The organism is Actinopolymorpha rutila (assembly GCF_013407855.1).
In the GTDB taxonomy this organism is placed as follows: Bacteria; Actinomycetota; Actinomycetes; order Propionibacteriales; family Actinopolymorphaceae; genus Actinopolymorpha; species Actinopolymorpha rutila.
This window is the reverse complement of the sequence record NZ_JACBZH010000001.1, coordinates 828,729-851,237: the sequence shown is the minus strand read 5'-3', so window position 1 is coordinate 851,237 and position 22,509 is coordinate 828,729. Positions and strand designations below refer to the sequence as shown.

Sequence of the window (22,509 nt, the reverse complement as noted above, 5' to 3'; positions counted from 1 at the left end):
TCGACAGGCTCGCCAGCCAATGGTCGGCGGCGAGCCTATCCCGAGGCCGGGTCGCGGCGGTGGAGGAGCCGAGGGCCTGTCCTGGTCAGACCCTGGTCAGACCCTGGTCAGCGCCGTGCCCGTACGTGCAGACCGGCCTCGGGGTCGACCACGACCTCCTGCGCCGCGGCCACGCCGTCGGCCAGCAGCCCGGCATCCACCGGGACGTTGCGGCGGACCAGGGCCAATGCCACCGGTCCCAGGTCGTGGTGGCGGGCGCTGCTGGTGACGAAGCCGACCTCGCGGCCGTCGAGGGTGACCGGGGCGCCGTGGCCGGGCAGTCGGTCGACCGAGCCGTCCAGGTGCAGGAACACCAGCCGTCGCGGCGGCCGGCCGAGGTTGTACACCCGGGCCACCGTCTCCTGGCCGCGGTAGCAGCCCTTGTCCAGGTGGACCGCCGAGTCCAGCCAGCCGACCTCGTTCGGAATGGTCCGGTGGTCGGTCTCGAAGCCGAGCCTGGGCTGGTGGGCGGCGATCCGCAGGGCTTCGTACGCCCACAGCCCGGCGGGCGGCCCGGCCGTCTCGGCGTAGGCGGCCAGCTCGTCCCGCGGCACGAACAGCTCGCGCCCACCCATCGGGTCGCCACCCCGCCGGACGAGGCGCCCGCCGGCGTCACCGTCCACGCGCGGCTCCCACACCACGGCATACTCGGCGCTCACGTCGGCCACCTCGACCCGCAGCATGAACCGCATCGAGTCCAGGAAGCCGGCCGCCGTGGCGGCGGTGCCCGGCTCGACGTGCATCCAGAACGCGGTGCCGTCGTCGACGCCGTACATCGCGTGCTCGACGTGGCCGTGCGGCGAAAGGATCAGCGTGGTGGTGCCCTCACCGGGCCCGAGCCGCTCCAGCGCCTGGGTGCTCAGCGAGTGCAGCCAGCTCAGCCGGTCCGGCCCGCTGACCCGTACGACCCCGCGGTGGGACAGGTCGACGAAGCCGGCCCGGTCGCGTTCCAGGCGGCGCTGCTCGATCAGCGGCTCGCCGTAGTGCGCGGCGACGGCCGCGTCCGGGGATTCCGCGGCCACTGCGCCGGGCAGTTCGAGCAACGGGCTCGACGGCAGGTCCGCGGCGGCTGCCGACGCCTGGCCAGGCTGATCGGGCTGGCCGGGCTGATCGGGCCGGCCGGGCTGGTCGGGTGTGCTGGAGGAGCTGGTCACGCGTTCGAGGTTACGACCCGGGTGCCAACCCGGCCGACCGGTCGGGGGTGTGCCGGGGGCAGGTCCCATGGCCCGTGGCCCTCCTCACCCGCGCGGTGACGGGCAGTCGACTCCTTCGCGACATTCGGCGCACTGCCCGAAGACCGTCAGGTGGCGTACGTCGGTGTCGAAGGCGTACTGCTCGCGCAGGCGTTCGGCCAGCGGCTCGACCGCCTCCGGCGGCACCTCGATCACCCGGCCGCAGCCGCGGCACACCAGGTGGGCGTGGTCGGCGGTGGTGGCGGCGTGATAGGTCGGGGCACCGTGGCCGAGGTGGGCGTGCGAGACCAGATCCAGTCCCTCGAGCAGCTCGAGGGTGCGGTAGATCGTCGACATGTTGACCCCGCGCGCCTTGCGCCGGACGGCGTTGAGAACCTCCTCGGGCGTGGCGTGCCCGAGATCCTCGACCGCCTCCAGCACCAGCTGACGTTGCGGGGTCAGTCGGTACCCGCGGGCGCGCAGCTCCTCGTGCAGCGCGCCGGCGGCCGCGGCGTCGTGGTCGTGCGAATCGCCCATCAGGTCGAGTCTAGGCTCGGCGGCGTCGGGCAACGCCCGTCGCGGCGCGAGCCGTCCGGGGTCAGTCACCTTCCGGAGCGGGCGGCGCCGCCTCGGGCGCGACGGCTTCCGGTCCGGGAGCTTCGGCTGCCGCGGCGCCGGACGTCCCGTCACCGGCCGGGGCCACCGCGCCGGCGCGTTCGAGCTTGCCCCACAGGTGCGGCTGCAGGCTCTCCCCGCGCGCCGCCATGTCGAAGGTCCACATCAAAGCGCCCTGCACCAGGCCGTACAAACGCTGGCCGCCGGAGTAGTCCTTGGCGGTGGTCGTACGGGCCACGAGGTCGGTGGCGAGCTCGATCTTGGCGCCCTCGATCCGGCCGTACCACACCTCGGCGTACCCGGTGGGGTGCGCGAGCACCACCTCCAGGCCGTGGTCGGGCTGCGGCCGCCAGAAGCCGGTCTCCATCGCCAGCGGCCGGACCGCGGTGCCCTCCTCGTCCAGCAGCCAGGTGCGGCTCGTGTAGTAGAGGAACGCCTTGCCGTTGTGGCTGAAGACGACCTCCTGACCGAACGTGAACGGCTCGATCGTGGGGTAGTCGCCGTGTCCCTTGCCCTCCCAGCGACCCAGCAGGAAGGCCAACTGGACGCAGTCGGGGTGCAGATCGCCGGGGATCTGGAACGGCGCCGGCGTCGACAAGGCGGATCAACTCCCGTTTCGCTGGTCGGTGTTCTGTGGGCCACGCCGGGGGCGGCGGAGCAGGTTGCGGAGGACGTACGCCCCGAGCAGGCCGACGGCGAGCACGAGCACGAGCAGCACCGCCACGAACGCCGCCTCCCACACGCGCCCGAGTCTAGGGTCTGCCCTGCGAATCAGGGTTTCGCGGTCCGACCGGGCCCGGCGAGGGGCGCGGGAGCGCTCCGGAAACGTGCCGGGCCCCGCCCCGGGGTCGACAGACCCAGGAAAGGCCGGACAAAATGGACTCCGGACGAAGGTGGGCAACTCACGCCTGCCGGTCGTACGAGGCGGGTCCGCTCCACCCTCCCCGTACGATATTGCTCGGCCGGCAGGTGCGACTTCGTCTGCGAAGCGGGGTATCCCGTTCGAAGACAACCAGGGCAGCCGGTCGCGCGTCAGTGCTGTCGAAGGTTCCCGCGTTCGGGACATCCTTCGCAGACGCGCTGCGCGCGTCGAGTTCAGCCGGGGCGGACGTCCGCCACTCACGGGGGATGAGGATCAGGGACGCTAATGAGTGACTACCGCACCGACGAAGGGTTACGTTCGATCCGCCTGCGCGAGGAGGAGGACGGCCCGCGTGGCCGCTCCGCCGGTCATCGCCGCCGCCGATCGAGCCGTACCAAGACCACGCTGCTGATCCTGCTGTCGCTGGTCCTCATACTGGGCGGCGGCATCGCGCTGACCGGCTACCTGCTGTCGGAGAAATTCGGCAACCAGGTCTCGCGGTTGCCGGCGTTCTCGCAGTTGCCGGAGGCCACGCGGCCGAAGAAGCCCGCGAAGGGCGCGCCGGGCGCGAACGCCATGAACATCCTGCTCGCCGGCAGCGACGCCCGCACCGACGATGCCGCCGGTGGCACCACCGGAGCCGGCAAGGGTAACGCCTGGGAACGCCGTGGCCAGCGCAGCGACACGATCATGGTGTTGCACATCACCGGCGACCGGAAAGCCGCATATCTCATCTCGATTCCACGCGACTCCTGGGTGGAGATCCCGGGTCACCGGCCCAACAAGATCAACGCCGCCTACTCCTTCGGCGGCCCGCCGCTCTACATCCAGACGGTGGAGAAGCTCACCGGCCTGCGGATCGACCACCTCGCGGTGATCGACTGGACCGGCTTCAAGGCGCTGACCGACGCGCTCGGCGGCGTGCAGGTGTCGTTCCAGCAGGAGACCCGCTTCGCCAGCGGGAAGATGTACCCCGCCGGCCAGCACACGCTGTCCGGTGAGGAGGCGCTCGACTACGTGCGCGAGCGCCACCACCTGAGAAACGGCGACTTCGGGCGGATGCAGCGCCAGCAGAACTTCCTGCGCGCGCTGATGCGGCAAACCATGTCCGACGGCACGCTGACCAACCCGCTGAAGCTCGGCCGGGCGCTGGACGCGATCACCCACAACCTCTCCGTCGACGAGGAGTTCAGCACCGGGCAGATGCGCTCGCTGGCCCTGGAGATGAAGGACCTCCGGCAGAGCAACGTGACGTTCATGACGGCGCCGTACAAGGGCACCGGCATGGAGGGGAGCCAGTCGGTCGTCTACCTCGACAAGGCCAAGGACGACACCTTGTGGAAGGCGATCCGCGACGACAAGGTCGGCGACTGGCTGAAGGCCCACGGTCAGGACGAGGTACTCGGCGAGCGGGTCCGCTGACCCGGGATCACCACCGCGGCCAGGAGCCGAGGCCAGAAGCCGGTCGTACGTCAACTGGTTGTACGGAAGCCGGTCGTACGCAAACAGGTCGTACGGAAATCGCGAGCGAGAGCCCTCCCAGTGCGCGAGCCGCGCAGGGAGGGCCCTCGCTCGTTGCATGCCCGCGTGAAGAAGGGCACGGGCGAGGGAGAGTCCCCGCTGGGCCCACACGGCGAGACAGACCGCGGCCCGGAGGAACCGAACCACGGCCAAGGCCGGGGCCAGGGCCAGGGGTCAAGCAGGCAAGGAAGTCAGGGGTCGAGCAGGCAAGGGCCGGCGCCCGGCCGGGGAAACGGGCGGAACGGGGCGGAACGCGGTGGTGTCGGTCAGTACGCGCCGTTGCGGCTGAGCACCGCACCGATCGTCTTGGCGAGGATCACCAGGTCGGCCGACAGCGACCAGTTCTCGACGTAGTAGAGGTCGAGGCGCACCGAGTCGTCCCAGGACAGGTTGGACCGGCCGGACACCTGCCACAGGCCGGTGATGCCGGGCCGGACGAGCAGCCGGCGGCGTACGTCCTCGGCGTAGGCCTCGACCTCCGCCGGCAGCGGCGGCCGCGGGCCGACCAGGCTCATCTCGCCACGCAACACGTTGAACAGCTGCGGAACCTCGTCCAGGGACAGCTTCCGGATCACCCGGCCCACCCGGGTGATCCGCGGGTCGTTGCGGATCTTGAACAGCACCCCGTCGTGTTCGTTGGCCGCCCGCAGCTCCGCCAGCCGCTGCTCGGCGTCGACCACCATCGACCGGAACTTGAAGCAGGTGAACTCGTTGCCGTGGACGCCGACCCGGGTCTGGCGCAGCAGCACCGGGCCGCCGTCGTCGCACTTGATCGCCAGCGCGATCACCAGCATCACCGGCGTCGCCAGGATGGTGATGATCCCGGCGCCCACCCGGTCGAAGATGCTCTTCACGATGCGGCGCGCGCCGGTGAACTCCGGCTCCTCCACGTGCAGCAGCGGCAGGCCGGCCACCGGCCGGTGGTGGATGCGCGGGCCGGCGACGTCGGTCAGGCTGGGCACGACCACCAGGTCGACACCGAGTCCCTCGAGCGACCACGACAGCCGGCGCAGCAGCCGCGACGAGCGGCCGGGCAGCGCACTGACCACGACCGTGTCGGCGCCGGAACGCTCGACGGCGGAACGGACGTCGTCGAGGTAGCCGTAGATCGGCAGCTCCTGGTCGGCCACCTCGTCACCGGGGTCCTTGGACAGCCGCGGCAGGCAGGCGCCGACGACGGCGAAACCCATCTTGGGCTCGCGGCGCATCACCTCGAGCAGCTCGGCCACCCCGGCCGGCATGCCGACCAGCAGGACGCGGTGGACGAGCCGGTCGGCGGCGCGCAGCCGGTGCAGGACCTTGCGGGCGCTGAAGCGGCCGGCCACCAGGAGCACGGCGCCGATGGGGAACGCGAACCCGAGGAAGCCGCGGGACAGCTCGATCTTGGCGAGGTAGCAGAGGATCGCGATCAGCCCGGCGGTCACGACGCTGGCACTCAGCACGAGCTTGTACTCGTCCGCACCGGAGCCGAACGTACGGCCGGAGTAGCCGCCGCGCACCGCCAGGACGGCGATCCACACGACGGCCACCATCACCACGACGGCGGAGTAGGGCACGCCGCTGAGGTTGGAGCCGCGCCATCCCCCGGCGATGTAGGTGGTCGGCTCGCCGAACCGCGACACGGCGGCGAGCATGCCGGCACACAGGATCAGCACCGTGTCCAGCACCATCACCACGGTGGCGAACCACGCCATGCCGCGGGCGGTGGCCCGGCGGTCCGGCAACGGGGCCGTGGTGCCGGCTACGGCCCGTCCGGCGATCGTCTCGTCGAGTTGCTTCAGCGTCACCATGGTTTTGTTGTCCGTCCCCCCGAACGTCTTCTGCGTATTACGTACCACGCGCCCCATCGGTTGCCGGCGGGATCGGTGCAACGGCCAGGACATCGTTACAGGCCACTCATATCGTCCGATCCGGACAGCCGGGAACACCGTAACCCCTCAGGCAATACCATTCGACATCAGATCGGGTGAGGGGGATGAAGTGGGACATCTCAGTACGACGCGCAGGGCCGTGGTCACCGGTGGTGCCGGATTCCTCGGCAGCCACCTGTGCGAGCGGCTGCTGGGCGACGGCTACGAGGTCCTCTGCCTGGACAACTTCCTCACCGGACGGCCGGAGAACGTCGCACACCTCCTTCCCCACGAGGCGTTCCGGCTGCTGCGGTGCGACGTGACCGACTACATCCACGTCGGCGGCCCGGTCGACCTGGTGCTCCACTTCGCCTCCCCCGCCTCACCGATCGACTACCTCCAGCTCCCGATCCAGACGCTCAAGGTCGGTTCGATCGGGACCCTGCACGCGCTCGGCCTGGCCAGGGACAAGGGCGCCCGCTTCGTCCTCGCCTCCACCTCCGAGGTGTACGGCGACCCGCTGGTCCACCCGCAGGACGAGGAGTACTGGGGGAACGTCAATCCCGTCGGGCCCCGCGGGGTCTACGACGAGGCGAAGCGCTTCGCCGAGGCGCTCACCATGGCCTACCGCTCCACCCACGGGCTGGACGCCGCGGTCGTACGCCTCTTCAACACGTTCGGGCCCAGGCTGCGTCCGGGCGACGGCCGTGCCATCCCGACGTTCGTCCGTCAGGCGCTGAAGGGCCAGCCGCTCACCATCGCCGGGGACGGTTCACAGACCCGCTCGATCTGCTACGTCGACGACACGGTGGAGGGCATCCTTGCGATGGCCCACGCCGACCACCCGGGCCCGGTCAACCTCGGCAACCCGCACGAACTGTCGGTGCTCGACCTGGCCCGGTGGATCCGCGACCTCACCGGGTCGGCGTCGGAGCTCGCGTTCGTCCCCCGCCCGCAGGACGATCCGCGCGTGCGCCAACCGGACATCTCCCGCGCCCGGGACCTCCTCGGCTGGGAGCCGAAGGTGCCGGTCGAGGACGGCCTTCGCCTGACCATCGAGTGGTTCCGGGCCCATCCCGAGCTGGTCTGACGACCGAGCCGCCCGGACCACCCACTCGACCAGCCCGAACAGGGTGCTGAACGCCTGGCCGCGGACGCACGACGCGGGGCGTCCCGGGAAGGGACGCCCCGCGAGGCGTTCGTTCTGCGTTCGTTCTGTGTGCGGACCCGCGTACGGCCCGCGCAGTGACTCAGGCCGGGGTGAGCGCGAGCTCGACCTCGGCGATCTTGCCGAGCTCGGCCTGCACCGAGCCCTCCGCCGTGGCACCGCGCGGCGCGAGCGCCCGTACGGTCCAGGTGCCCGGGCCGGCGAAGAAGCGGAACACGCCGTCCGCGTCGGTCGGGACCTCGGCGGTGAACTCGCCGGACCCGTCCAGCAGGCGCACGTAGGCGCCCGACACCGGGGCGGCGTCCGCGCGGACGACACCCTGGATCACTGCTTCCTTGGCCAGGTTGACCCCGGCCAGAGCGGCGCCGCCGGTGGGCGCGCCGCAACCGTCGTTGGCACTCATGAGGCATCTCCAGGCTGGTCACCGAGGGAAACGGGAACACCCACGAGGGAGCCGTACTCGGTCCAGCTCCCGTCGTAGTTCTTGACGTTCGGCTGCTCGAGGAGCTCGTGCAGCACGAACCAGGTGTGCGAGCTGCGCTCGCCGATCCGGCAGTAGGCGATGGTGTCCTTGCCGAAGTCGACGCCGGCATTGCCGTAGATCTCGCGCAGGTCGTCGTCGGACTTGAACGTGCCGTCCTCGTTGGCCGCCTTGCTCCACGGCACGTTGACCGCGGTGGGCACGTGGCCGGCCCGCTGAGCGACCTCCTGCGGCAGGTGCGCCGGGGCGAGGAGCTTGCCGGAGTACTCGTCGGGCGAGCGGACGTCGACCAGGTTGAGCTGGCCGATGGCGTCCACGACCTCGTCGCGGAACGCGCGGATGGACAGGTCGGGGTCGGAGGCGACGTACTGCGTGGGGGCGTACGACGGCACGTCCTCCACCAGTCCGCGGCTGTCCAGCTCCCACTTCTTGCGGCCGCCGTCGAGCAGCTTGACGTCCTGGTGGCCGTAGAGGCGGAAGTACCAGTAGGCGTAGGCCGCGAACCAGTTGTTGTTGCCGCCGTAGAGGATCACGGTCTGGTCGTTGCCGACGCCGCGGGACGACAGCAGCTTCTCGAACTGCTGCTTGTCCACGAAGTCGCGCCGGACCTTGTCCTGCAGGTCCTCACGCCAGTCCAGCTTGATGGCGCCCTTGATGTGGCCCTTGTCGTAGGCGCTGGTGTCTTCGTCGACCTCGACCAGAACGATGTTGGGGTCGTCCAGATGTCCTTCCACCCATTCGGCGGAGACGAGGACGGAGTCACGGCTCATGCGGAAACCTCCATGCGTGCGGTTGTGGGACGTTGCCGCAGAGCGCGGCGGGCGAGCATTCGGGGCGCGGTGGCCCTGGATCGTCAGGGGCGTCGCGGACGGCGTGAGGTTCGAACCCGCTGGTACGAGTCGGCGCGGAGCGGGGCGACGGGTGGAGCGGACGGCCGTCGTTCAGGAGGCCGGACACAAACAGGTCGAGGTGCGGCAGTTGTCCACCGCACGGCGCTTGGTCAGCAGGGTCCTCCGCAGCACGAGCATCAGCGTACGGACCCTGCCCGACCCTGTCACGGTCGTCTCACATGTTGGGAATTCAGGTCAATTGGTGAGACGCCCATCAGGACGGTCCCGGGGGCTACTTCGCAACCCCTGGCGTCAGGCGATCAGCCGCCGGGACCGGAACGGACCGCGCCGCTCGCCCCGCGACAGCCGGGTCGCCGATCCCGCCCTGCGTACCGCCTGGCCGTAGATCGCCGCCATCCGCTGGGCGTACTCCGACGGCGGGTTCCGCCGCGCCTGGCGGCGCGCCTCCTCGCCCACGTGTGCCCGCCGGACCGGGTTGGTCAGCAGGTCCTCCAGCGCCTCGGCGTAGCGCATCGGGTCCGGCCCGGCGAGCACACCGGTGCCCGCCAGTGGCCCGCTGGCGTACAGCGCCTCGTCGGCGAGCACCGCGGGCAGCCCGGCCAGCGCGGCCTCCTGGATCACCAGCCCCTGCGTGTCGGTCAGCGACGGGAACGCGAACACGTCGCTCGCGGCGTACGCGGCGGCCACCTCCGCGGGAGGCAGCTGGCCGGTGAGCACCGTGCGGTCGGCGATACCGGCCTGCTCCAGCAGCCGCTGCACCCAGCGGGAGTCGTACACCGCGCCGACCAGCACCAGCCTGGCCGCGGGCACGACGTCGCGCAGCCGGCCGAACGCCTCGGTCAGCAGGTCGATGCCCTTCTCGCGGTTGACCCGCCCGACGAACAGCACGACCGGCTCGTCCGGCCCGATGTCGTACCGCCGCCGAAACGCCGGCCCCGCGCCGGTCGGCACGTCCGGCAGGGAGACCCCCGTGGGCGCGACGTAGATCCGGTCGTCGTCGATCGGCAGCCGGCAGCGGGTGAGGATCGCGGGAGTCGGTACGAGCACGGCGTCGGCGTCGGCCAGCAGCAGGCCGGTGCCCGCGTCGACCAGCGCGTCGCGGCGCGCGGTGCGGCTGCCGCCGTGCGGCAGTGCCAGCTTCGGGGAACCCAGCCGGCGGGCGTAGCAGCGCAGGACGCCCTCGATCACCGAGGTCGGCAGGCGGTACGCGTCGGCGTAGGCGCGCAGATCTGTGTGGTACGTCTGCACCAGCGGCAACCCGAGCCGGCGCGCGGCGAAGATGCCCAGCAGGCCGACCGGACCTGGCGTGTGCACGTGCACCACGTGCGGGAGCCAGTGCGCGACCCGCTCCACGTGCCGGCTGCGCGGCCAGGCCGCCAGCCTGAACTGCGCCACCCCGCACGGCAGTGACCGCAGCCGCAGCAGCTCCTCGTCGGCGGGCTGGTCGGGGTGCCGCGGCACCACCAGCAGGCTCGCGTGGCCGAGCTCGGACATCGCGGCGGTGAGGGACTGCAGCGAGGTCACCACGCCGTCACGGCGCGGGAGGTAGGTGTCGGTGAAGTGCGCGACCCGCAGCGTCGGCCGCGCCGTACGAGCCGCGGCGGCCGGGTCGAGCGCGATCACCGCTGCGAGGTCACCCCGGTCGGACGTACGGCCGCGGCGGATACGACGTGCCCCGATCAGTGGGCGGAGGTCCATGGACCGGCTCCTTGTGTCGGCCTGCGTGACCCGGACGATTCGGGACATCATGGCCCAGACCCCACGCATGCTCCCATCGGGGATCGCCCGGACCTGCCCGGCACCCGCTGTTCCACACGCGCGTTCCTACCCGGATGGAACGCCCGTAGGCGTGGCCTTTCGGCCCGAATCCGGCCCGAACGGAGCAGACCACAAGACGAGGGGGGTTCGGCGCGGTCGGTGCGCTCAGGTTCGAAAGACTGTCGGACAGAACGAGCTCAGGCCGAACGCGTGTCGGCCGCCCGGTCCACGGCGGCCACGACCTGCGGCCGGCGCGGCACCCCGCTCGCCCGGGTGACGACCCGACCGTCGGCGGCCAGGACCAGCACGGTGGGCGTACTCCGTACGTCCAGCCGGCGGACCAGCTCCAGGTGGGACTCCGCGTCCAGCTCGACGTGGGCCACGCCCGGCTCGGTGGCCGCGACGGCGCGCAGCACGTGCCGGGTCGCCCGGCAGGGCGCGCAGAACGCCGTCGAGAACTGCACCAGCGTCGCCCGGGCGCCGAGCGGGACACCCAGGACGCCCGCGTCCAGCCGATCGTCGTCCACCCGTGCAGGGTACGAGGTCTGCCCGCTCAGCCGTCGATGGTGAGCAGCGGGTGCTCACCGGTGGCGGTGATCTCGATCCTGACCACCTCGTTCGCGGGTACGGCGATGCCGCCGCTCCACCGCACGCCGTCGCCGTAGGCCACCCGCCAGCTCCCGCCGTCCCAGCGCCGACCGGACCGGTCGTACACCGTCAGCGAGCACACCTGCCCCTGCTTCACGCCGTGCAGCACGATGTCGACCTTGGTGCCCCACGGAACGCCGTTGATGGTGGCGGTTCCGTCGACGGCGAGGGTGGCGTTCGTCGCCGACCAGCGCACCGGTGGCGCGGTCACGTGCGCCGTGGGCGTGGGCGTGGATGTGGGGGTGGGCGCGGGCGTGGGAGTGGCGCCGGCGACCGGCGGACCGGAAGGGGCGAGCGCCTGCCCGACCGCCCAGCCGCCGACGCCGGCGACCGCCAAGGTCACCGCGGCGGCCGCCAGGGCCACGACCAGCCGGCGGCGTCGTTCCAGGGCGCGCTCGGCCCGGACCCGCGCCAGCAGTCGCCGCAGGCCCACCTCGTCGGCAGAGCCCGCCGAGCCCGGGGACTCCGGCAGCGCCGTACCGACGGCCGCGGCCTCCTCCGCGCCGACCAGGCCGAGCAGCGCGGGCATCCCGGCCAGTTCGTCGTATGCCGCACGGCACTCCGCACAGTCGGCCAGGTGGGTGTCGACGGCGGCCGCCTCGCTCGCGTCCAGCGCCCCGAGCACGTGCGCGCCGATCGCGGCGCGTACCTCGGCGCAGGAGTAGGCGTGCTCGCTCACAGCGCCACCTCCGCGGTGAGGCCGCGCTCCTCCAGCAGGAGCCGCAGCTGACGCAGGGCGTAGTAGGTGCGGCTCTTCACCGTCCCCGGCGGTACGCCGAGCTGCTTGGCCGCCTCGGCGACGGAGTTGCCGCGGTAGTAGACCTCCACCAGAACCTGCCGGTGGTGCGGCGGGAGCTCGGCCAGCACCTCCATGACCTCCCATGCCACCATCGCCCGATCGAGATCCTCCTCGCCGGTGGGTACGACGTCCAGCGCCTCCTCGCCCACCTCGGGCGGCCGCGCCCGGCGGGCCCGGTCCCCGTCGAAGACCACGTTGCGGGCCACCGTCACCAGCCACGCCCGCGCCGGGCCCCGGGCCGGGTCGAGCGCCTCCGGATGCCGCCAGGCCCGCAGGAGCGTCTCCTGTACGACGTCCTCGGCCCGCTGCCGGTCACCGCGGACCAGCCGCAGGACGTAGCCGAACAGAGCTCGCCCGTGCTCGGCGTACAGCCGGCGGACCAGCTCCTCGTCAGCGGTCGCGCCCTCCGGCGCCGCCGCACCCATGTCGTCCACACGGCGCGGAGGGCGAGGTGGTTCATTCATCGAGCAAACCCGTCCTCAGCCGCCCGCGAACGGCGGAAGCAGTTCGATCCGGGCACCGGGGGCCAGGCGTACGGTCGCCGGGTCGCGGCCGCCCACGGGGTCGCCGTCGACCAGCACCGAGCACAGCCCGAGCACCTGCTCGAACCGCGGCCGGTCGCCGTGCCGGGACCTGGCCTGCGCGAGGGCGTCGGCGAGCGTGCCCGCCTCCACCTGCTCCTCGGCCAGTCCGGCAGCCTCCTTCGCGGCCGCCCAGTAGCGCACCGTCACCGTCATCGGGGAAGACACGTGGGATATCCTGCCTGCAACCGGCGGACCTGGGCGACAGCGCCGTCCCGAGTGCCAGGTCCCCACTGACCAGGGGAGACGTCCGGTGAGCACAATTATCCTGCTCACGAACGCCCTTCAGCCGTCGGCGGAGATCGTTCCGGCACTCGGCCTGCTCGCGCACCATGTGCGCGTGGCACCTGCCGAGGCGAGCGCACTCCTGGACGTGGGCCCGGCTGACGCGGTACTCGTGGACGCACGAAGCGACCTGGTGCAGGCCCGCAGCCTGACCAGAATCATCCGGACCACCGGCATCGGAGTTCCGCTGCTGGTGGTCGTCACCGAGGGCGGCCTGGCCGCCGTCAACGCCGACTGGGGCCTGGACGACGTCCTGGTCCACAACGCCGGCCCGGCCGAGGTGGACGCCCGGCTGCGCGTGGCGATCGGCAAGCTCGCCCTGCAGACCACCGAGGACGAGCACCCCAACGTCATCCGGCGCGGTGAGCTGGTCATCGACGAGGACACCTACACCTCCCGGCTCGCCGGGCGCACGCTCGACCTCACGTTCAAGGAGTTCGAGCTGGTGAAGTTCCTCGCCCAGCACCCCGGCCGGGTGTTCACCCGGCAGCAGCTGCTGCAGGAGGTGTGGGGGTACGACTACTTCGGCGGCACCCGCACCGTCGACGTGCACGTACGCCGGCTGCGGGCCAAGCTCGGCCCGGAGTACGAATCCCTGATCGGCACGGTCCGCAACGTCGGCTACCGCTTCGTCTCGCCGCCGGTCACCCCCGTGCCCGAGGACGACGAGGACTCCTCCGGCTCGCCGCGGGTGCCCGACGACGCGCGGTCGCTCACCGGCGAGGCTTCCTGACCCTGCACCGACCCACGACTCGAAGGCGGCCGGGCGGCTCTCCCGCCCGGCCGCCTTCGTACGTCAGTCGCGCAGCAGCGGCAGGAGCTGGTCTCCCTGCCGTCTGATCTCCGGCAGGTAGGGCGTGTCGGAGAGTACGAAGTGGGAGATGCCCAGGCTCTCGTACTTCCGCAGTGACTTCGCCACGTCCTCGGCCGAACCGACCAGCCAGGTGGTGCCCGCGCCACCGCCGCCGTACCTGCCCGGGGTGGTGTAGAGGTTGTCGTCCAGCACCTCTCCCCGCGCGTGCAGGTCGAGCAGCCGCTGCTGCCCGACGGCACCCCGCCAGTTCGGATGCCGGGAGCCGGCCACCTTCCCCTTCGCCATCTCCGCGACCTTGGCCTCGGCGTCCGCCCAGGCCTGCGCGGTGGTGTCCCGGACCAGGGTGGTGATCCGCAGCCCGAACTCCAGCGGCGCGTGCTCGCGCCCCAGCTTCCCGGCGAGGCCCTTCAGCCGCTCGATCCGCTCGCGCACGCCGTCGAGCGGCTCGCCCCAGAAGAGCTGGACGTCGGCCTCGGCGGCGGCCACCTTCTCGGCCGCCTCGGAGGCGCCGCCGAAGTAGAGCCGGGGGTGCCTGCGATCGCCACGCACCACCGGCCGGGGCTCCACGGTCGAGTCGGTGACGTCGAAGTGCTCACCGTGGTAGGTGACGTTCTCCTCGGTCCACAGTCTGCGCACGATCCGGAGGAACTCCCTGGTGCGCGCGTAGCGGTGGGCCTGGTCGCCCTCGCTGTCGCCGTACGCCGCCAGGTTGTCCCTGCCGGACACGACGTTGACCAGCACTCGCCCGTCGCTGAGGTGGTCCAGGGTCGCGGCGGCGGAGGCGAAGTTCGCCGGCCGCCAGTAACCGGGCCGGATCGCGATCAGCGGCCGGAACGTCGTCGTCCGCGCGGCCAGGGCGGTGGCGACCGTGAAGGTGTCCGGCCGGCCCCAGCCGGTGCCGAGGAGCGCGCCGTCCCAGCCGTGGTCCTCGAGCGCTCGGGCGTGGCTGGTGAGCGCCTCCAGGCTGTTGTGACCCTCGACCACGGCGTCGCCGCGGTGACCGGCCTGGACCTGGTTCGGGATGTACCAGAGGAACTCGGGGCTCATGCACCAAACCATACCCAACGAGTAGGCATTGTCGGGATTGGTACGTGAGGCCCACGCACGTCGGTGCTCGTACGTCAGCTGGTGGCGGTGATCCGGCCCTCGCCCCCGACCGGGTAGTCGGCCGCCCGGACCTTCCCCGACAGCCCCTCCTCGAGGTAGCCGCGCAGCGCGCCCTGGTAGGTCGTGCCGACCGGGGTGAAGTCCAGGCCCTTCAGCGGGTAGGCGTCCCCGCCGCGGGCGGAGAAGTCGTTCGTCGCCACCGGTACCGGCGCGCCGTCGACCACCTGGCCGTCGCGGACCAGCACCGTCCCGTCGTCGAGTACGACGTCGCGGACGCGCTCGCCCGGGGTGAGGATCTCCCCGGTCGACTCGTTCACCACCTGCGCCCGGCGGCTCACGTCGTAGCTGAACGACAGCCCGGACACCTGGATGAACGCTCCCGCGGCCGACGGCGCCGCGGCGACCCCACGCTCGAGGAGCTGCCGCAGGGTGGCCCGGGGCACGTCGGGTACGACCGCGACGAAGTTGGCGAACGGCGCGACGTCGTAGGTGTCCAGCGCGGTCACCGGACCGGCCGGGATCACCGCGTCGTTGCGCAGGCCGCCGCCGTTCTGGATGCCGACCACCGGCGCGGGTACGCCGTACTCCGCCGCCTTCTGCTTGCCCGCCCACACCAGCGAGTCGGCCACCAGGTCACCGAGGTTGGTCTCCTTGCTGCGGACGTCGGCCCGGACGCCGTTCAGCGGTACCTCGCTGTCGGCGACGACCGTCTCCCGCAAGGAGGCCAGGTGGCTCGCGACCGGGGCCTCGACGTTGGCGCGCGTCCACGCGTCCTTCGCCACCGCGTCGGCGCCGACACCCGCCACCCGAACCGGGCGGCTGCGCTCGTCGTCGGCGCCGAGCAACCGGCCGGCACGGTCGAAGCGCAGGACGAGCTGCCCGACGTACTTGTAGTTGCCCGTCGTGGTTGCCACCGGCACCTGGCGGCCGTCGGCGTCCGTCGCCCACAGCGGGTAGCCACGTTCGGCCCTGTCACCGGGGATCAGCCGGTCACCCCGGTCGGCCAGGATCTCCCCGCCACCGGCGCCGAGCACGACGTCGACGTTGCGCAGCTGCGGCACCAGCGCGAGCTCGTTGTCGATGTCCTGCAGGTGACTGACCAGGATGATCTTGTCGACACCCTGCCGGGTGAGCGCGCTCGCCTCGGCGTTGGCGATCCGGGCCAGCTCGGTGCGCACCCGGACGTTGCGCGGGCTGGAGATGGTGGGCAGCTCCGGCGTGGTCAGCCCGATCACGCCGATGCGTTCGCCGCGGTCACCGACGACGGTGGTGGCACGGATGACGCCCTGGCCGGCGTACTTCGCCAGCGCGGGTTCGCCGCTCACGTCGAGGTTGGCCGAGACGAACGGGAACGAGCCGCCGGAGCCCGCGGTGCTCCGCACGCTGGTCACGAAGTCGGCGAACACGTCCGGCCCGAAGTCGAACTCGTGGTTGCCGATGGCGGACGCGTCCAGCCCGAGCCGGCTCAGGGCGAGCGCGTCGTAGAACGGCACACCGCGCTCGATGCTGGCCGAGAACTCCGGCCCGGCGAGGTAGTTGTCACCACCGGAGATCGACACCACGGCGCGCTTGCCGCCCTGAGCCGGTCGCCCGGTCTCGGCCTGCCGGCGCAGCTGCTGCCACAGCGTGGTGTAGCGGGCGGCGCCGCCGTAGGCGCGCGTCTCGTCCGGCTCGATCGTGCCGTCGCCGTCGGTGTCGCCGTCGACGCCGACGCCGAGGAGCTGGGACTCGTCGTCGTTGGTGTGCAGGACGGTGAGGGTGAGGTCGGTACGCGGACCGGTGTCGGCCGCCGCGGGGTCCGCGCCGACCGTGCCCACCAGCCCGGCGGCGACGGCGCCGAGTCCCAGCACTCCCAGCTCTCGGTGGGTGACCCGTACGGTAGCGGTGTGGGTAACTCGCCGGGTGAAATCAAGATCACCGGTCGCCTCTCGGCGTCCGAACGCACAGCGGTCGACGCCCTGGTCGAGGCCGCCGCGGCCGAGGACGGCGTGCGCGCCCTCGACGAACGCGCGACCCTGCTCCTCGGCCCGCCCGACGCCACCCGCCACCTGCTGGCCCGAGCCGACGGCGAGGGCGGCGAAGTGGTGGGGTACGCCCACCTGGACCTGCCGGCGGTCAGCACGAACGACACCGACGGCATCCCGGCCGAGGCGGCCACCGCCGACCTGGTGGTCCGCCCCGACTACCGCGGCCGCGGCGTCGGCCGGGTGCTGGCCGACGCGCTGGTCGCCGAGGCGGGCCCGGTGCCGGTGCAGGTGTGGGCGCACGGCCCGCACCCGGGAGCGGCCCGGCTGGCCGCGGCCACCGGGTTCACCGCCGACCGGGCGCTGGCCTGGATGCGCCGCCCGCTGAACGGACCGCACGCCCGGCCGCTTCCGGACATCGCGCCGCCGGCCGGGGTCACGATCCGCACCTTCGTTCCCGGCAGCGACGAGCAGGCCTGGCTGGCGGTCAACGCGGCCGCGTTCGCCGCCCACCCCGAGCAGGGCCGCTGGACCCGCGCCGACCTCGACGCCCGGATCGGCGCCGGGTGGTTCGACCCGGCGGGCTTCTTCGTCGCCGAGCGCGACGGCGAGCTGGCCGGCTTCCACTGGACGAAGGTGCACACCGGGCAGGTACGCGGCGGCGAGCCCGGCCCGGCGGGCGAGATCTACGTGCTCGGCGTGGCCCCGCACGCCCAGGGCGGCGGGCTGGCCAAGGCACTGGCCGCGGCCGGCCTGGCGTACCTCCGCGACCGTGGCCTGCCGACCGTGATGTTGTACGTCGAGGCCGACAACCGCGCCGCGCTCGGCCTCTACGAGCGGCTGGGCTTCGCCCGGGCCGCCACAGACGTGATGTACCACCACGAACCGGCCGGCTGAGATCTGCGCTACCGCTCGTTCACGCGGCGGTGAAACGATGACAGCGTGAGCACCCAGATCGCGCGACCCGAGATCACCGAGTACGACGTCGAACCCCCGTACGACGTGACCGAGGGCGACCTGCCCGACGACCGGTTCCTCGACCGGGAGCTGTCCTGGCTGCACTTCAACACCCGGGTGCTCGAGCTCGCCGAGGACCCCCAGATGCCGCTGCTGGAACGCGTGCGGTTCCTCGCGATCTTCGCCAACAACCTGGACGAGTTCTTCATGGTCCGGGTCGCCGGCCTCAAGCGCCGGATGGCCGCGGGCGTCGCCGTGCGGGCCGCCTCCGGGCTGCTTCCGAAGGAGGTGCTGGAGAGCATCTGGGCGCGCACCCGGGAGCTGATGGTGCGCCACGCCGACGCGTTCCACGACCACGTGCTGCCCGAGCTGGTGGCCCAGGGCATCGAGGTGCTGCGCTGGGACGACCTCGGCGAGGACGCCAAGAACCGCATGCACGACCTCTTCGGCGCCCGGGTGTTCCCGGTGCTCACGCCGCTCGCGGTCGACCCGGCGCACCCGTTCCCGTACATCTCCGGGCTGTCCCTCAACCTCGCGGTGGTGGTGCGCAACCCGCAGACCGGCGGTGAGCACTTCGCCCGGGTGAAGGTGCCGCAGATCCTGCCGCGGTTCGTGCCGGTGGACAAGCAGCGCTACGTCCCGCTGGAGGACGTCATCGCCGCGCACCTGGACCAGCTCTTCCCCGGCATGGAGATCCTCCAGCACCACTCGTTCCGGGTGACCCGCAACGAGGACCTGGAGGTGGAGGAGGACGACGCGGAGAACCTCCTGCAGGCGCTGGAGCGGGAGCTGCTGCGCCGCCGGTTCGGGCCGCCGGTGCGGCTGGAGGTGGAGGCGTCCATCGACCCGCACGTGCTGGAGCTGCTGGTGTCCGAGCTCGGCGTCAGCGAGGAGGAGGTGTGCCGGCTGGCCGGGCCGCTTGACCTGTCCGGCCTGTCCGCGATCGCCGACGTCGACCGGGCCGAGCTGAAGTTCCCGGCCTTCGTGCCGGTGACCCACCGCGACCTCGCCGAGGTGGAGAGCGCGCATCCACCGGACGTGTTCTCCGCCGTACGCCAGCGGGAGGTGCTGCTGCACCACCCGTACGACTCGTTCTCCACCAGCGTGCAGCGGTTCATCGAACAGGCCGCCGCCGATCCGCACGTGCTCGCGATCAAGCAGACCCTCTACCGCACCAACGAGGAGTCGCCGATCGTCGACGCGCTGATCGACGCCGCCGAGGCCGGCAAGCAGGTGCTGGTGGTGGTGGAGATCAAGGCCCGGTTCGACGAGGAGGCCAACATCCGCTGGGCCCGGCAACTGGAGCAGTCCGGCTGTCACGTCGTCTACGGCCTGATCGGGCTGAAGACCCACTGCAAGCTGGCACTCGTCGTCCGCGAGGAACCCGACGGGCTGCGCCGCTATGCCCACATCGGCACCGGCAACTACAACCCCAAGACCGCCCGACTGTACGAGGACCTCGGGCTGCTCAGCAGCGACCCCGTGCTCGCCGCGGACCTGAGCGCGTTGTTCAACACGCTGTCGGGGTACGCCCGCAGCACGGAGTACGACCGGCTGCTGGTGGCGCCGCGCTCGGTGCGTACGTCGCTGGTCGAGCGGATCCGGCGGGAGGTGGCCCACCACCGCGCCGGCCGGCCCGCCCGCATCCGGTGGAAGGTCAACGCGCTGGTCGACGAGGCGGTGATCGACGCACTGTACGAGGCGTCCAGCGCCGGCGTCCCGATCGACCTGTGGATCCGCGGGATCTGTGCACTGCGGCCCGGAGTGCCCGGGCTGTCGGAGACGATCCGCGTCCGCAGCGTCCTCGGGCGGTTCCTGGAGCACTCCCGGATCTTCTGGTTCGCCAACGGTGGCGACACCGACGTGTGGATCGGGTCGGCCGACATGATGCACCGCAACCTCGACCGGCGGGTGGAGGCGCTCGCCCAGGTCACCCAGGACGACCACGTGACCGAGCTGACCAAGCTGCTCGACCTCGCCTTCGACGAAGGTACGTCCGCGTGGCACCTCGAAGGCGGCGGCGACTGGGTCCGCCACCACCTCGACGCCGACGGCACGCCGCTGCGTGACCTGCAGCAGCACCTCATCACCGTCAAGCTGCGCCACCGGCTGAAGGTGGCCGGCGGGCAGGGGGCGGCATGAGCCGGCCGCCGGTGGTGGCGCCGGTGCGTACACCGGCCGTCGTGGGGAGCTGAGCCGTGACCCAGGGGAGCACCGAGCCCAGGGACCGGGTGGTCGAGGCGGCCGGTGCGGTGGTGTGGCGGCCGTCGGCGTACGAACGCGCCGAGGTGCTGCTGGTGCACCGGCCGAAGTACGACGACTGGTCCTTCCCCAAGGGCAAGCTGGAGCCGGGCGAACGCGCGCCGGCCGCGGCGGTCCGCGAGGTCGCCGAGGAGACCGGCATCAGGGTGGTGCTCGGGGCGCCGATGCCCCCCGTGCGCTATCCGCTGGCCGGCGGGGCGGTGAAGGTGGTGCGCTACTGGCAGGCCGTCCCCCTCGACGACGGGGCGGACTTCACGCCCGGGCACGAGGTCGACCGGCGGGCCTGGCTGCGGTTCGGCGAGGCCGCCCGCCAGCTCACCCATCCCCGCGACCGCTCGCTGCTGGCCACCTTCACGCCGCGGGCGACCCGGCCGCTGGTGCTCGTCCGGCACGGATCGGCGCTGCCCCGGCGTGGCTGGACCGGCGACGACCTGGAGCGGCCCCTCTGCGACGAGGGCCACACCCAGGCCGCCGAACTCGTCGGCGCGCTCGCGGCGTACGGCATCACCCGGGTGATCAGCTCACCCGCCCGGCGGTGCGTGGAAACCGTGCTGCCGTACGCCACCGCCGCCGGCGTGCGGATCGAGCCGGAGCCCGCGTTCGCCGAGGACACCGACCCGGCACTGGTCGGCGAACAGGCGATGCGCCTGCTGGACGCGCCGGAACCGACCGCCGTGTGCACCCACCGGCCGACCCTGCCGGACCTGTGGGCGGGCCTCGGCGTGACGCCGATGCCGCTGCAGCCCGGCGAGGCCGTCGTACTCCACCTCGCCGGCCGCACCCCCGTGGCCGTCGAACGCCACCCGCCCGCGGAAGCCCTCTCCGGCCGCTGACCCGGAGGGAAGGCGGTCAGGCGCGCTCGACGACGTACAGGTGGTTGCCGTCGGGGTCGCGCAGGCCGAACATCGGCGGCACCCCGGGCCAGCGCAGCACCTCGGGGTCGACGTCCACGCCATGCGCACGCAGGTACGCGTGGTCGGCGCCGGCGTCGCTGGTGGCCAGCCGGATGCCGGTGTCCACCCCGGCGGGCGCCTCCTCGCGGGCGCCGACCAGGGCGATCGTCGTACCCCCTGCCGCTCCCCCGGATGGCGGAGCCACCTCCACCCACCTCTGGCCGGGGCCGAAGGAACCGTCCAACCTCACCTCGAATCCACACGTACCCACGTAGAACGCGAGCGCGCGGTCGTGGTCGGCGACCGGCACCGCCACCGTCGCCACCCCGGTCACCCGGACGCCTGCGCCCGCCTGCTCCATCCGGTCGTTCGTCCGTTCGCTCATCCTGGCCTCCTGTGGTCCACGCTGTCGGATACTCGTGGTGTCGGAACCAGGACCGCCCGGCCCGGCCGAACTCATCGGCGCGAGGAACCCCGACCCACCGGACGGCTCGCGGGACGAGCCCAGAACTCCACGGCATGCCCGCGAACCGGACCTTCGGGCATACCCCGAGGCAAACCCGTCCGAAACCCGGCAAGAAGTGACACAGCGTGCGTGTTCACGTGACGTCCGCCACAGCGTCGGGCGGGCTTCGCGTCGCGGCCCGGCGACGTTCATCCTCCGTTCATGTAGGCCCGTCCAGCGCGTCACCTGGCCTCCCTACCGTCCTGGGAGACAACGGATTTCCGTGAGATCGAAGGGCAAGGAAACGACGTGAAGCACACCCGGTTCGCCGCACTCGCGGTCGCGGCACTCGGTGGCGCCGTAGCGCTGGCCGGCTGCGGGAGCAACCCGACCCAGGCTGGCAGCGACACAGCCGCCCAGCCGACCAAGAGCGGGTCGTGCCCCTCCGGCACCCTCAACGCGGAAGGCTCCACGGCACAGAAGAACGCGATCGAGCAGGCCATCGCGACCTACCAGAAGCAGTGCCCGGACGTCACCGTGAACTACAACCCCACCGGTTCCGGCGCGGGCATCAAGCAGTTCAACGCCGGCCAGGTCGACTTCGCCGGCTCCGACTCCGCCCTGAAGACGGCGGCGGAAGGGGGCGCCGGCAGCTCCGAGGTCGACGCCGCCAAGAAGCGGTGCAACGGCAACCCGGCGTGGCACGTGCCGATGGCGGTCGGCCCCATCGCGATCTCCTACAACGTCGCGGGCGTGCAGAACCTGGTGCTCGACGGCCCGACGGCCGCGAAGATCTTCGACGGCACCATCAAGACCTGGAACGACCCGGCGATCGCCAAGCTGAACAAGGGCGCCAAGCTGCCGAGCTCGAAGATCGTGGTCTTCTACCGCTCCGACGAGTCGGGCACCACGGAGAACTTCACGAAGTACCTCCAGGCCAGCTCCGGCGGCGCGTGGAAGAAGGAGCCCTCCAAGACCTGGGCGGGCATCGGCTCCGGCAAGAACAAGTCCGCCGGGGTGGCTGCCGGTGTGAAGTCCACGGCCAACTCGATCACCTACGTCGAGTGGTCCTACGCCCAGGACAACAAGCTCCCGATGGCGAAGATCGACACCGGCTCCGGGCAGCCCGTCGCCCTGACGGGCGAGTCGGCGGCCAAGGCCGTCGGGGCCGCGAAGCCGGATGGCCAGGGCAACGACCAGCGGCTCAAGCTGGACTACGCCACCAAGGCCGACGGCGCCTACCCGATCGTTCTGGTCACCTACGAGGTCGTGTGTTCGAAGGGCCTCGAGCCGGCCAAGACCAAGATGGTGAAGAGCTTCCTCAGCACCTACGCCAGCAAGCAGGTCCAGGCCGGCCTCGCCGACCTGGGCTACGCCCCACTGCCTGAGCAGGTGCGCAGCAAGGACGAGGCCACCATCAAGGCGATCAGCTGACCT

General features: G+C 72.0%; 23 protein-coding genes. 7 read left to right on the top strand and 16 right to left on the bottom strand.

Features of this window, described 5'->3' with window-relative positions; translation table 11 throughout:
* Positions 1-107: 107 nt before the first annotated feature.
* From ygfZ to F4554_RS03695, 4 genes are all read right to left on the bottom strand, one after another.
* Positions 108-1,097 (bottom strand): CAF17-like 4Fe-4S cluster assembly/insertion protein YgfZ, encoded by a 990-nt coding sequence (gene ygfZ / locus F4554_RS03710; protein ID WP_420360744.1) that lies wholly within the window; start codon positions 1,095-1,097, stop codon positions 108-110.
* A 180-nt stretch (positions 1,098-1,277) separates the two neighbouring features.
* Positions 1,278-1,748, bottom strand: coding sequence for a Fur family transcriptional regulator (locus tag F4554_RS03705; protein WP_179786062.1), 471 nt, complete (start codon positions 1,746-1,748; stop codon positions 1,278-1,280).
* A 61-nt stretch (positions 1,749-1,809) separates the two neighbouring features.
* Positions 1,810-2,424, bottom strand: a complete 615-nt coding sequence (locus F4554_RS03700) for a heme-binding beta-barrel domain-containing protein (protein ID WP_179786061.1) — start codon at positions 2,422-2,424, stop codon at positions 1,810-1,812.
* A 6-nt stretch (positions 2,425-2,430) separates the two neighbouring features.
* A complete protein-coding gene (locus F4554_RS03695) occupies positions 2,431-2,568 on the bottom strand; it encodes a hypothetical protein (protein WP_179786060.1) in 138 nt (45 codons plus the stop codon).
* Between the two features lie 405 nt (positions 2,569-2,973).
* Between F4554_RS03695 and F4554_RS03690 the strand changes: the two genes are divergently transcribed.
* A complete protein-coding gene (locus F4554_RS03690) occupies positions 2,974-4,110 on the top strand; it encodes an LCP family protein (RefSeq protein ID WP_179786059.1) in 1,137 nt (378 codons plus the stop codon).
* A gap of 365 nt (positions 4,111-4,475) precedes the next feature.
* Here F4554_RS03690 and F4554_RS03685 read toward each other — a convergent pair whose 3' ends face one another.
* Positions 4,476-5,999, bottom strand: coding sequence for a sugar transferase (locus tag F4554_RS03685; protein ID WP_179786058.1), 1,524 nt, complete (start codon positions 5,997-5,999; stop codon positions 4,476-4,478).
* A gap of 190 nt (positions 6,000-6,189) precedes the next feature.
* On the opposite strand from F4554_RS03685, the gene F4554_RS03680 reads away from it, so the two are divergent.
* Complete coding sequence (locus tag F4554_RS03680) at positions 6,190-7,149, top strand: NAD-dependent epimerase/dehydratase family protein (RefSeq protein WP_179786057.1); 960 nt, start codon at positions 6,190-6,192, stop codon at positions 7,147-7,149.
* A 160-nt stretch (positions 7,150-7,309) separates the two neighbouring features.
* On the opposite strand, the gene F4554_RS03675 is transcribed toward F4554_RS03680, so the two are convergent.
* The 8 genes from F4554_RS03675 to F4554_RS03645 all read right to left on the bottom strand — a co-directional run bounded on the left by F4554_RS03675 (position 7,310) and on the right by F4554_RS03645 (position 12,513).
* Positions 7,310-7,630, bottom strand: coding sequence for a DUF1416 domain-containing protein (locus F4554_RS03675; RefSeq protein WP_179786056.1), 321 nt, complete (start codon positions 7,628-7,630; stop codon positions 7,310-7,312).
* Entirely contained in the window at positions 7,627-8,478 is an 852-nt protein-coding gene (locus tag F4554_RS03670; RefSeq protein ID WP_179786055.1) for a sulfurtransferase, read from the bottom strand. The genes F4554_RS03675 and F4554_RS03670 overlap by 4 nt, the downstream gene beginning before the upstream one ends.
* Positions 8,479-8,649: 171 nt before the next feature.
* A complete protein-coding gene (locus F4554_RS33945; protein WP_354938856.1) occupies positions 8,650-8,736 on the bottom strand; it encodes a putative leader peptide in 87 nt (28 codons plus the stop codon).
* A 114-nt stretch (positions 8,737-8,850) separates the two neighbouring features.
* A complete protein-coding gene (locus F4554_RS03665; RefSeq protein WP_179786054.1) occupies positions 8,851-10,257 on the bottom strand; it encodes a glycosyltransferase in 1,407 nt (468 codons plus the stop codon).
* A gap of 257 nt (positions 10,258-10,514) precedes the next feature.
* On the bottom strand, positions 10,515-10,844 hold the full coding sequence (locus F4554_RS03660; RefSeq protein ID WP_337795860.1) for a thioredoxin family protein: 330 nt from the start codon (positions 10,842-10,844) through the stop codon (positions 10,515-10,517).
* 26 nt (positions 10,845-10,870) lie between these two features.
* Positions 10,871-11,644, bottom strand: coding sequence for a zf-HC2 domain-containing protein (locus F4554_RS03655; protein WP_179786053.1), 774 nt, complete (start codon positions 11,642-11,644; stop codon positions 10,871-10,873).
* Positions 11,641-12,228 carry a sigma-70 family RNA polymerase sigma factor gene (locus F4554_RS03650; protein WP_272955869.1) on the bottom strand — a complete coding sequence of 196 codons (588 nt, stop codon included), beginning with the start codon at positions 12,226-12,228 and terminating at the stop codon, positions 11,641-11,643. Before F4554_RS03650 ends, F4554_RS03655 begins: the two co-directional genes overlap by 4 nt.
* Before the next feature lie 15 nt (positions 12,229-12,243).
* Positions 12,244-12,513 carry a MoaD/ThiS family protein gene (locus F4554_RS03645; RefSeq protein WP_337795859.1) on the bottom strand — a complete coding sequence of 90 codons (270 nt, stop codon included), beginning with the start codon at positions 12,511-12,513 and terminating at the stop codon, positions 12,244-12,246.
* Positions 12,514-12,598: 85 nt separating this feature from the next.
* Between F4554_RS03645 and F4554_RS03640 the strand changes: the two genes are divergently transcribed.
* The gene (locus F4554_RS03640; RefSeq protein ID WP_092650296.1) at positions 12,599-13,363 is read left to right on the top strand and encodes a winged helix-turn-helix transcriptional regulator; all 765 of its coding nucleotides are present in this window, start codon (positions 12,599-12,601) and stop codon (positions 13,361-13,363) included.
* Between the two features lie 63 nt (positions 13,364-13,426).
* Here F4554_RS03640 and F4554_RS03635 read toward each other — a convergent pair whose 3' ends face one another.
* Both F4554_RS03635 and F4554_RS03630 read right to left on the bottom strand, forming a co-directional pair.
* On the bottom strand, positions 13,427-14,491 hold the full coding sequence (locus F4554_RS03635; RefSeq protein ID WP_179786052.1) for an LLM class flavin-dependent oxidoreductase: 1,065 nt from the start codon (positions 14,489-14,491) through the stop codon (positions 13,427-13,429).
* A gap of 74 nt (positions 14,492-14,565) precedes the next feature.
* A complete protein-coding gene (locus tag F4554_RS03630; RefSeq protein WP_337795858.1) occupies positions 14,566-16,401 on the bottom strand; it encodes a bifunctional metallophosphatase/5'-nucleotidase in 1,836 nt (611 codons plus the stop codon).
* Positions 16,402-16,437: 36 nt separating this feature from the next.
* On the opposite strand from F4554_RS03630, the gene mshD reads away from it, so the two are divergent.
* From mshD to F4554_RS33455, 3 genes are read left to right on the top strand one after another with little or no spacing between them, the layout of a single operon-like run.
* A complete protein-coding gene (gene mshD, locus F4554_RS03625) occupies positions 16,438-17,412 on the top strand; it encodes a mycothiol synthase (protein ID WP_179786051.1) in 975 nt (324 codons plus the stop codon).
* Between the two features lie 45 nt (positions 17,413-17,457).
* Positions 17,458-19,614: an RNA degradosome polyphosphate kinase gene (locus F4554_RS03620; protein ID WP_179786050.1), complete on the top strand. Its 2,157-nt coding sequence runs from the start codon at positions 17,458-17,460 to the stop codon at positions 19,612-19,614.
* A gap of 56 nt (positions 19,615-19,670) precedes the next feature.
* On the top strand, positions 19,671-20,567 hold the full coding sequence (locus F4554_RS33455; RefSeq protein ID WP_179786049.1) for an NUDIX domain-containing protein: 897 nt from the start codon (positions 19,671-19,673) through the stop codon (positions 20,565-20,567).
* Between the two features lie 16 nt (positions 20,568-20,583).
* Here the strand turns inward: F4554_RS33455 and F4554_RS03610 are convergent, their stop codons facing one another.
* Positions 20,584-21,012 carry a VOC family protein gene (locus F4554_RS03610; protein WP_238341212.1) on the bottom strand — a complete coding sequence of 143 codons (429 nt, stop codon included), beginning with the start codon at positions 21,010-21,012 and terminating at the stop codon, positions 20,584-20,586.
* Between the two features lie 369 nt (positions 21,013-21,381).
* On the opposite strand from F4554_RS03610, the gene pstS reads away from it, so the two are divergent.
* Positions 21,382-22,506, top strand: a complete 1,125-nt coding sequence (gene pstS / locus F4554_RS03605) for a phosphate ABC transporter substrate-binding protein PstS (protein WP_179786048.1) — start codon at positions 21,382-21,384, stop codon at positions 22,504-22,506.
* Positions 22,507-22,509 lie beyond the last annotated feature (3 nt).

Coding starts and splice junctions, on each gene's coding strand:
- F4554_RS03665 (WP_179786054.1), bottom strand. CDS start 10,257: ATGGACCTCCGCCCACTGATCGGGGCACGTCGTATCCGCCGCGGCCGT.
- F4554_RS03650 (WP_272955869.1), bottom strand. CDS start 12,228: ATGAATGAACCACCTCGCCCTCCGCGCCGTGTGGACGACATGGGTGCG.
- F4554_RS33945 (WP_354938856.1), bottom strand. CDS start 8,736: ATGCTCGTGCTGCGGAGGACCCTGCTGACCAAGCGCCGTGCGGTGGAC.
- F4554_RS03670 (WP_179786055.1), bottom strand. CDS start 8,478: ATGAGCCGTGACTCCGTCCTCGTCTCCGCCGAATGGGTGGAAGGACAT.
- F4554_RS03690 (WP_179786059.1), top strand. CDS start 2,974: ATGAGTGACTACCGCACCGACGAAGGGTTACGTTCGATCCGCCTGCGC.
- F4554_RS03705 (WP_179786062.1), bottom strand. CDS start 1,748: ATGGGCGATTCGCACGACCACGACGCCGCGGCCGCCGGCGCGCTGCAC.
- F4554_RS03685 (WP_179786058.1), bottom strand. CDS start 5,999: ATGGTGACGCTGAAGCAACTCGACGAGACGATCGCCGGACGGGCCGTA.
- F4554_RS03635 (WP_179786052.1), bottom strand. CDS start 14,491: ATGAGCCCCGAGTTCCTCTGGTACATCCCGAACCAGGTCCAGGCCGGT.
- F4554_RS03610 (WP_238341212.1), bottom strand. CDS start 21,012: ATGAGCGAACGGACGAACGACCGGATGGAGCAGGCGGGCGCAGGCGTC.
- F4554_RS03675 (WP_179786056.1), bottom strand. CDS start 7,630: ATGAGTGCCAACGACGGTTGCGGCGCGCCCACCGGCGGCGCCGCTCTG.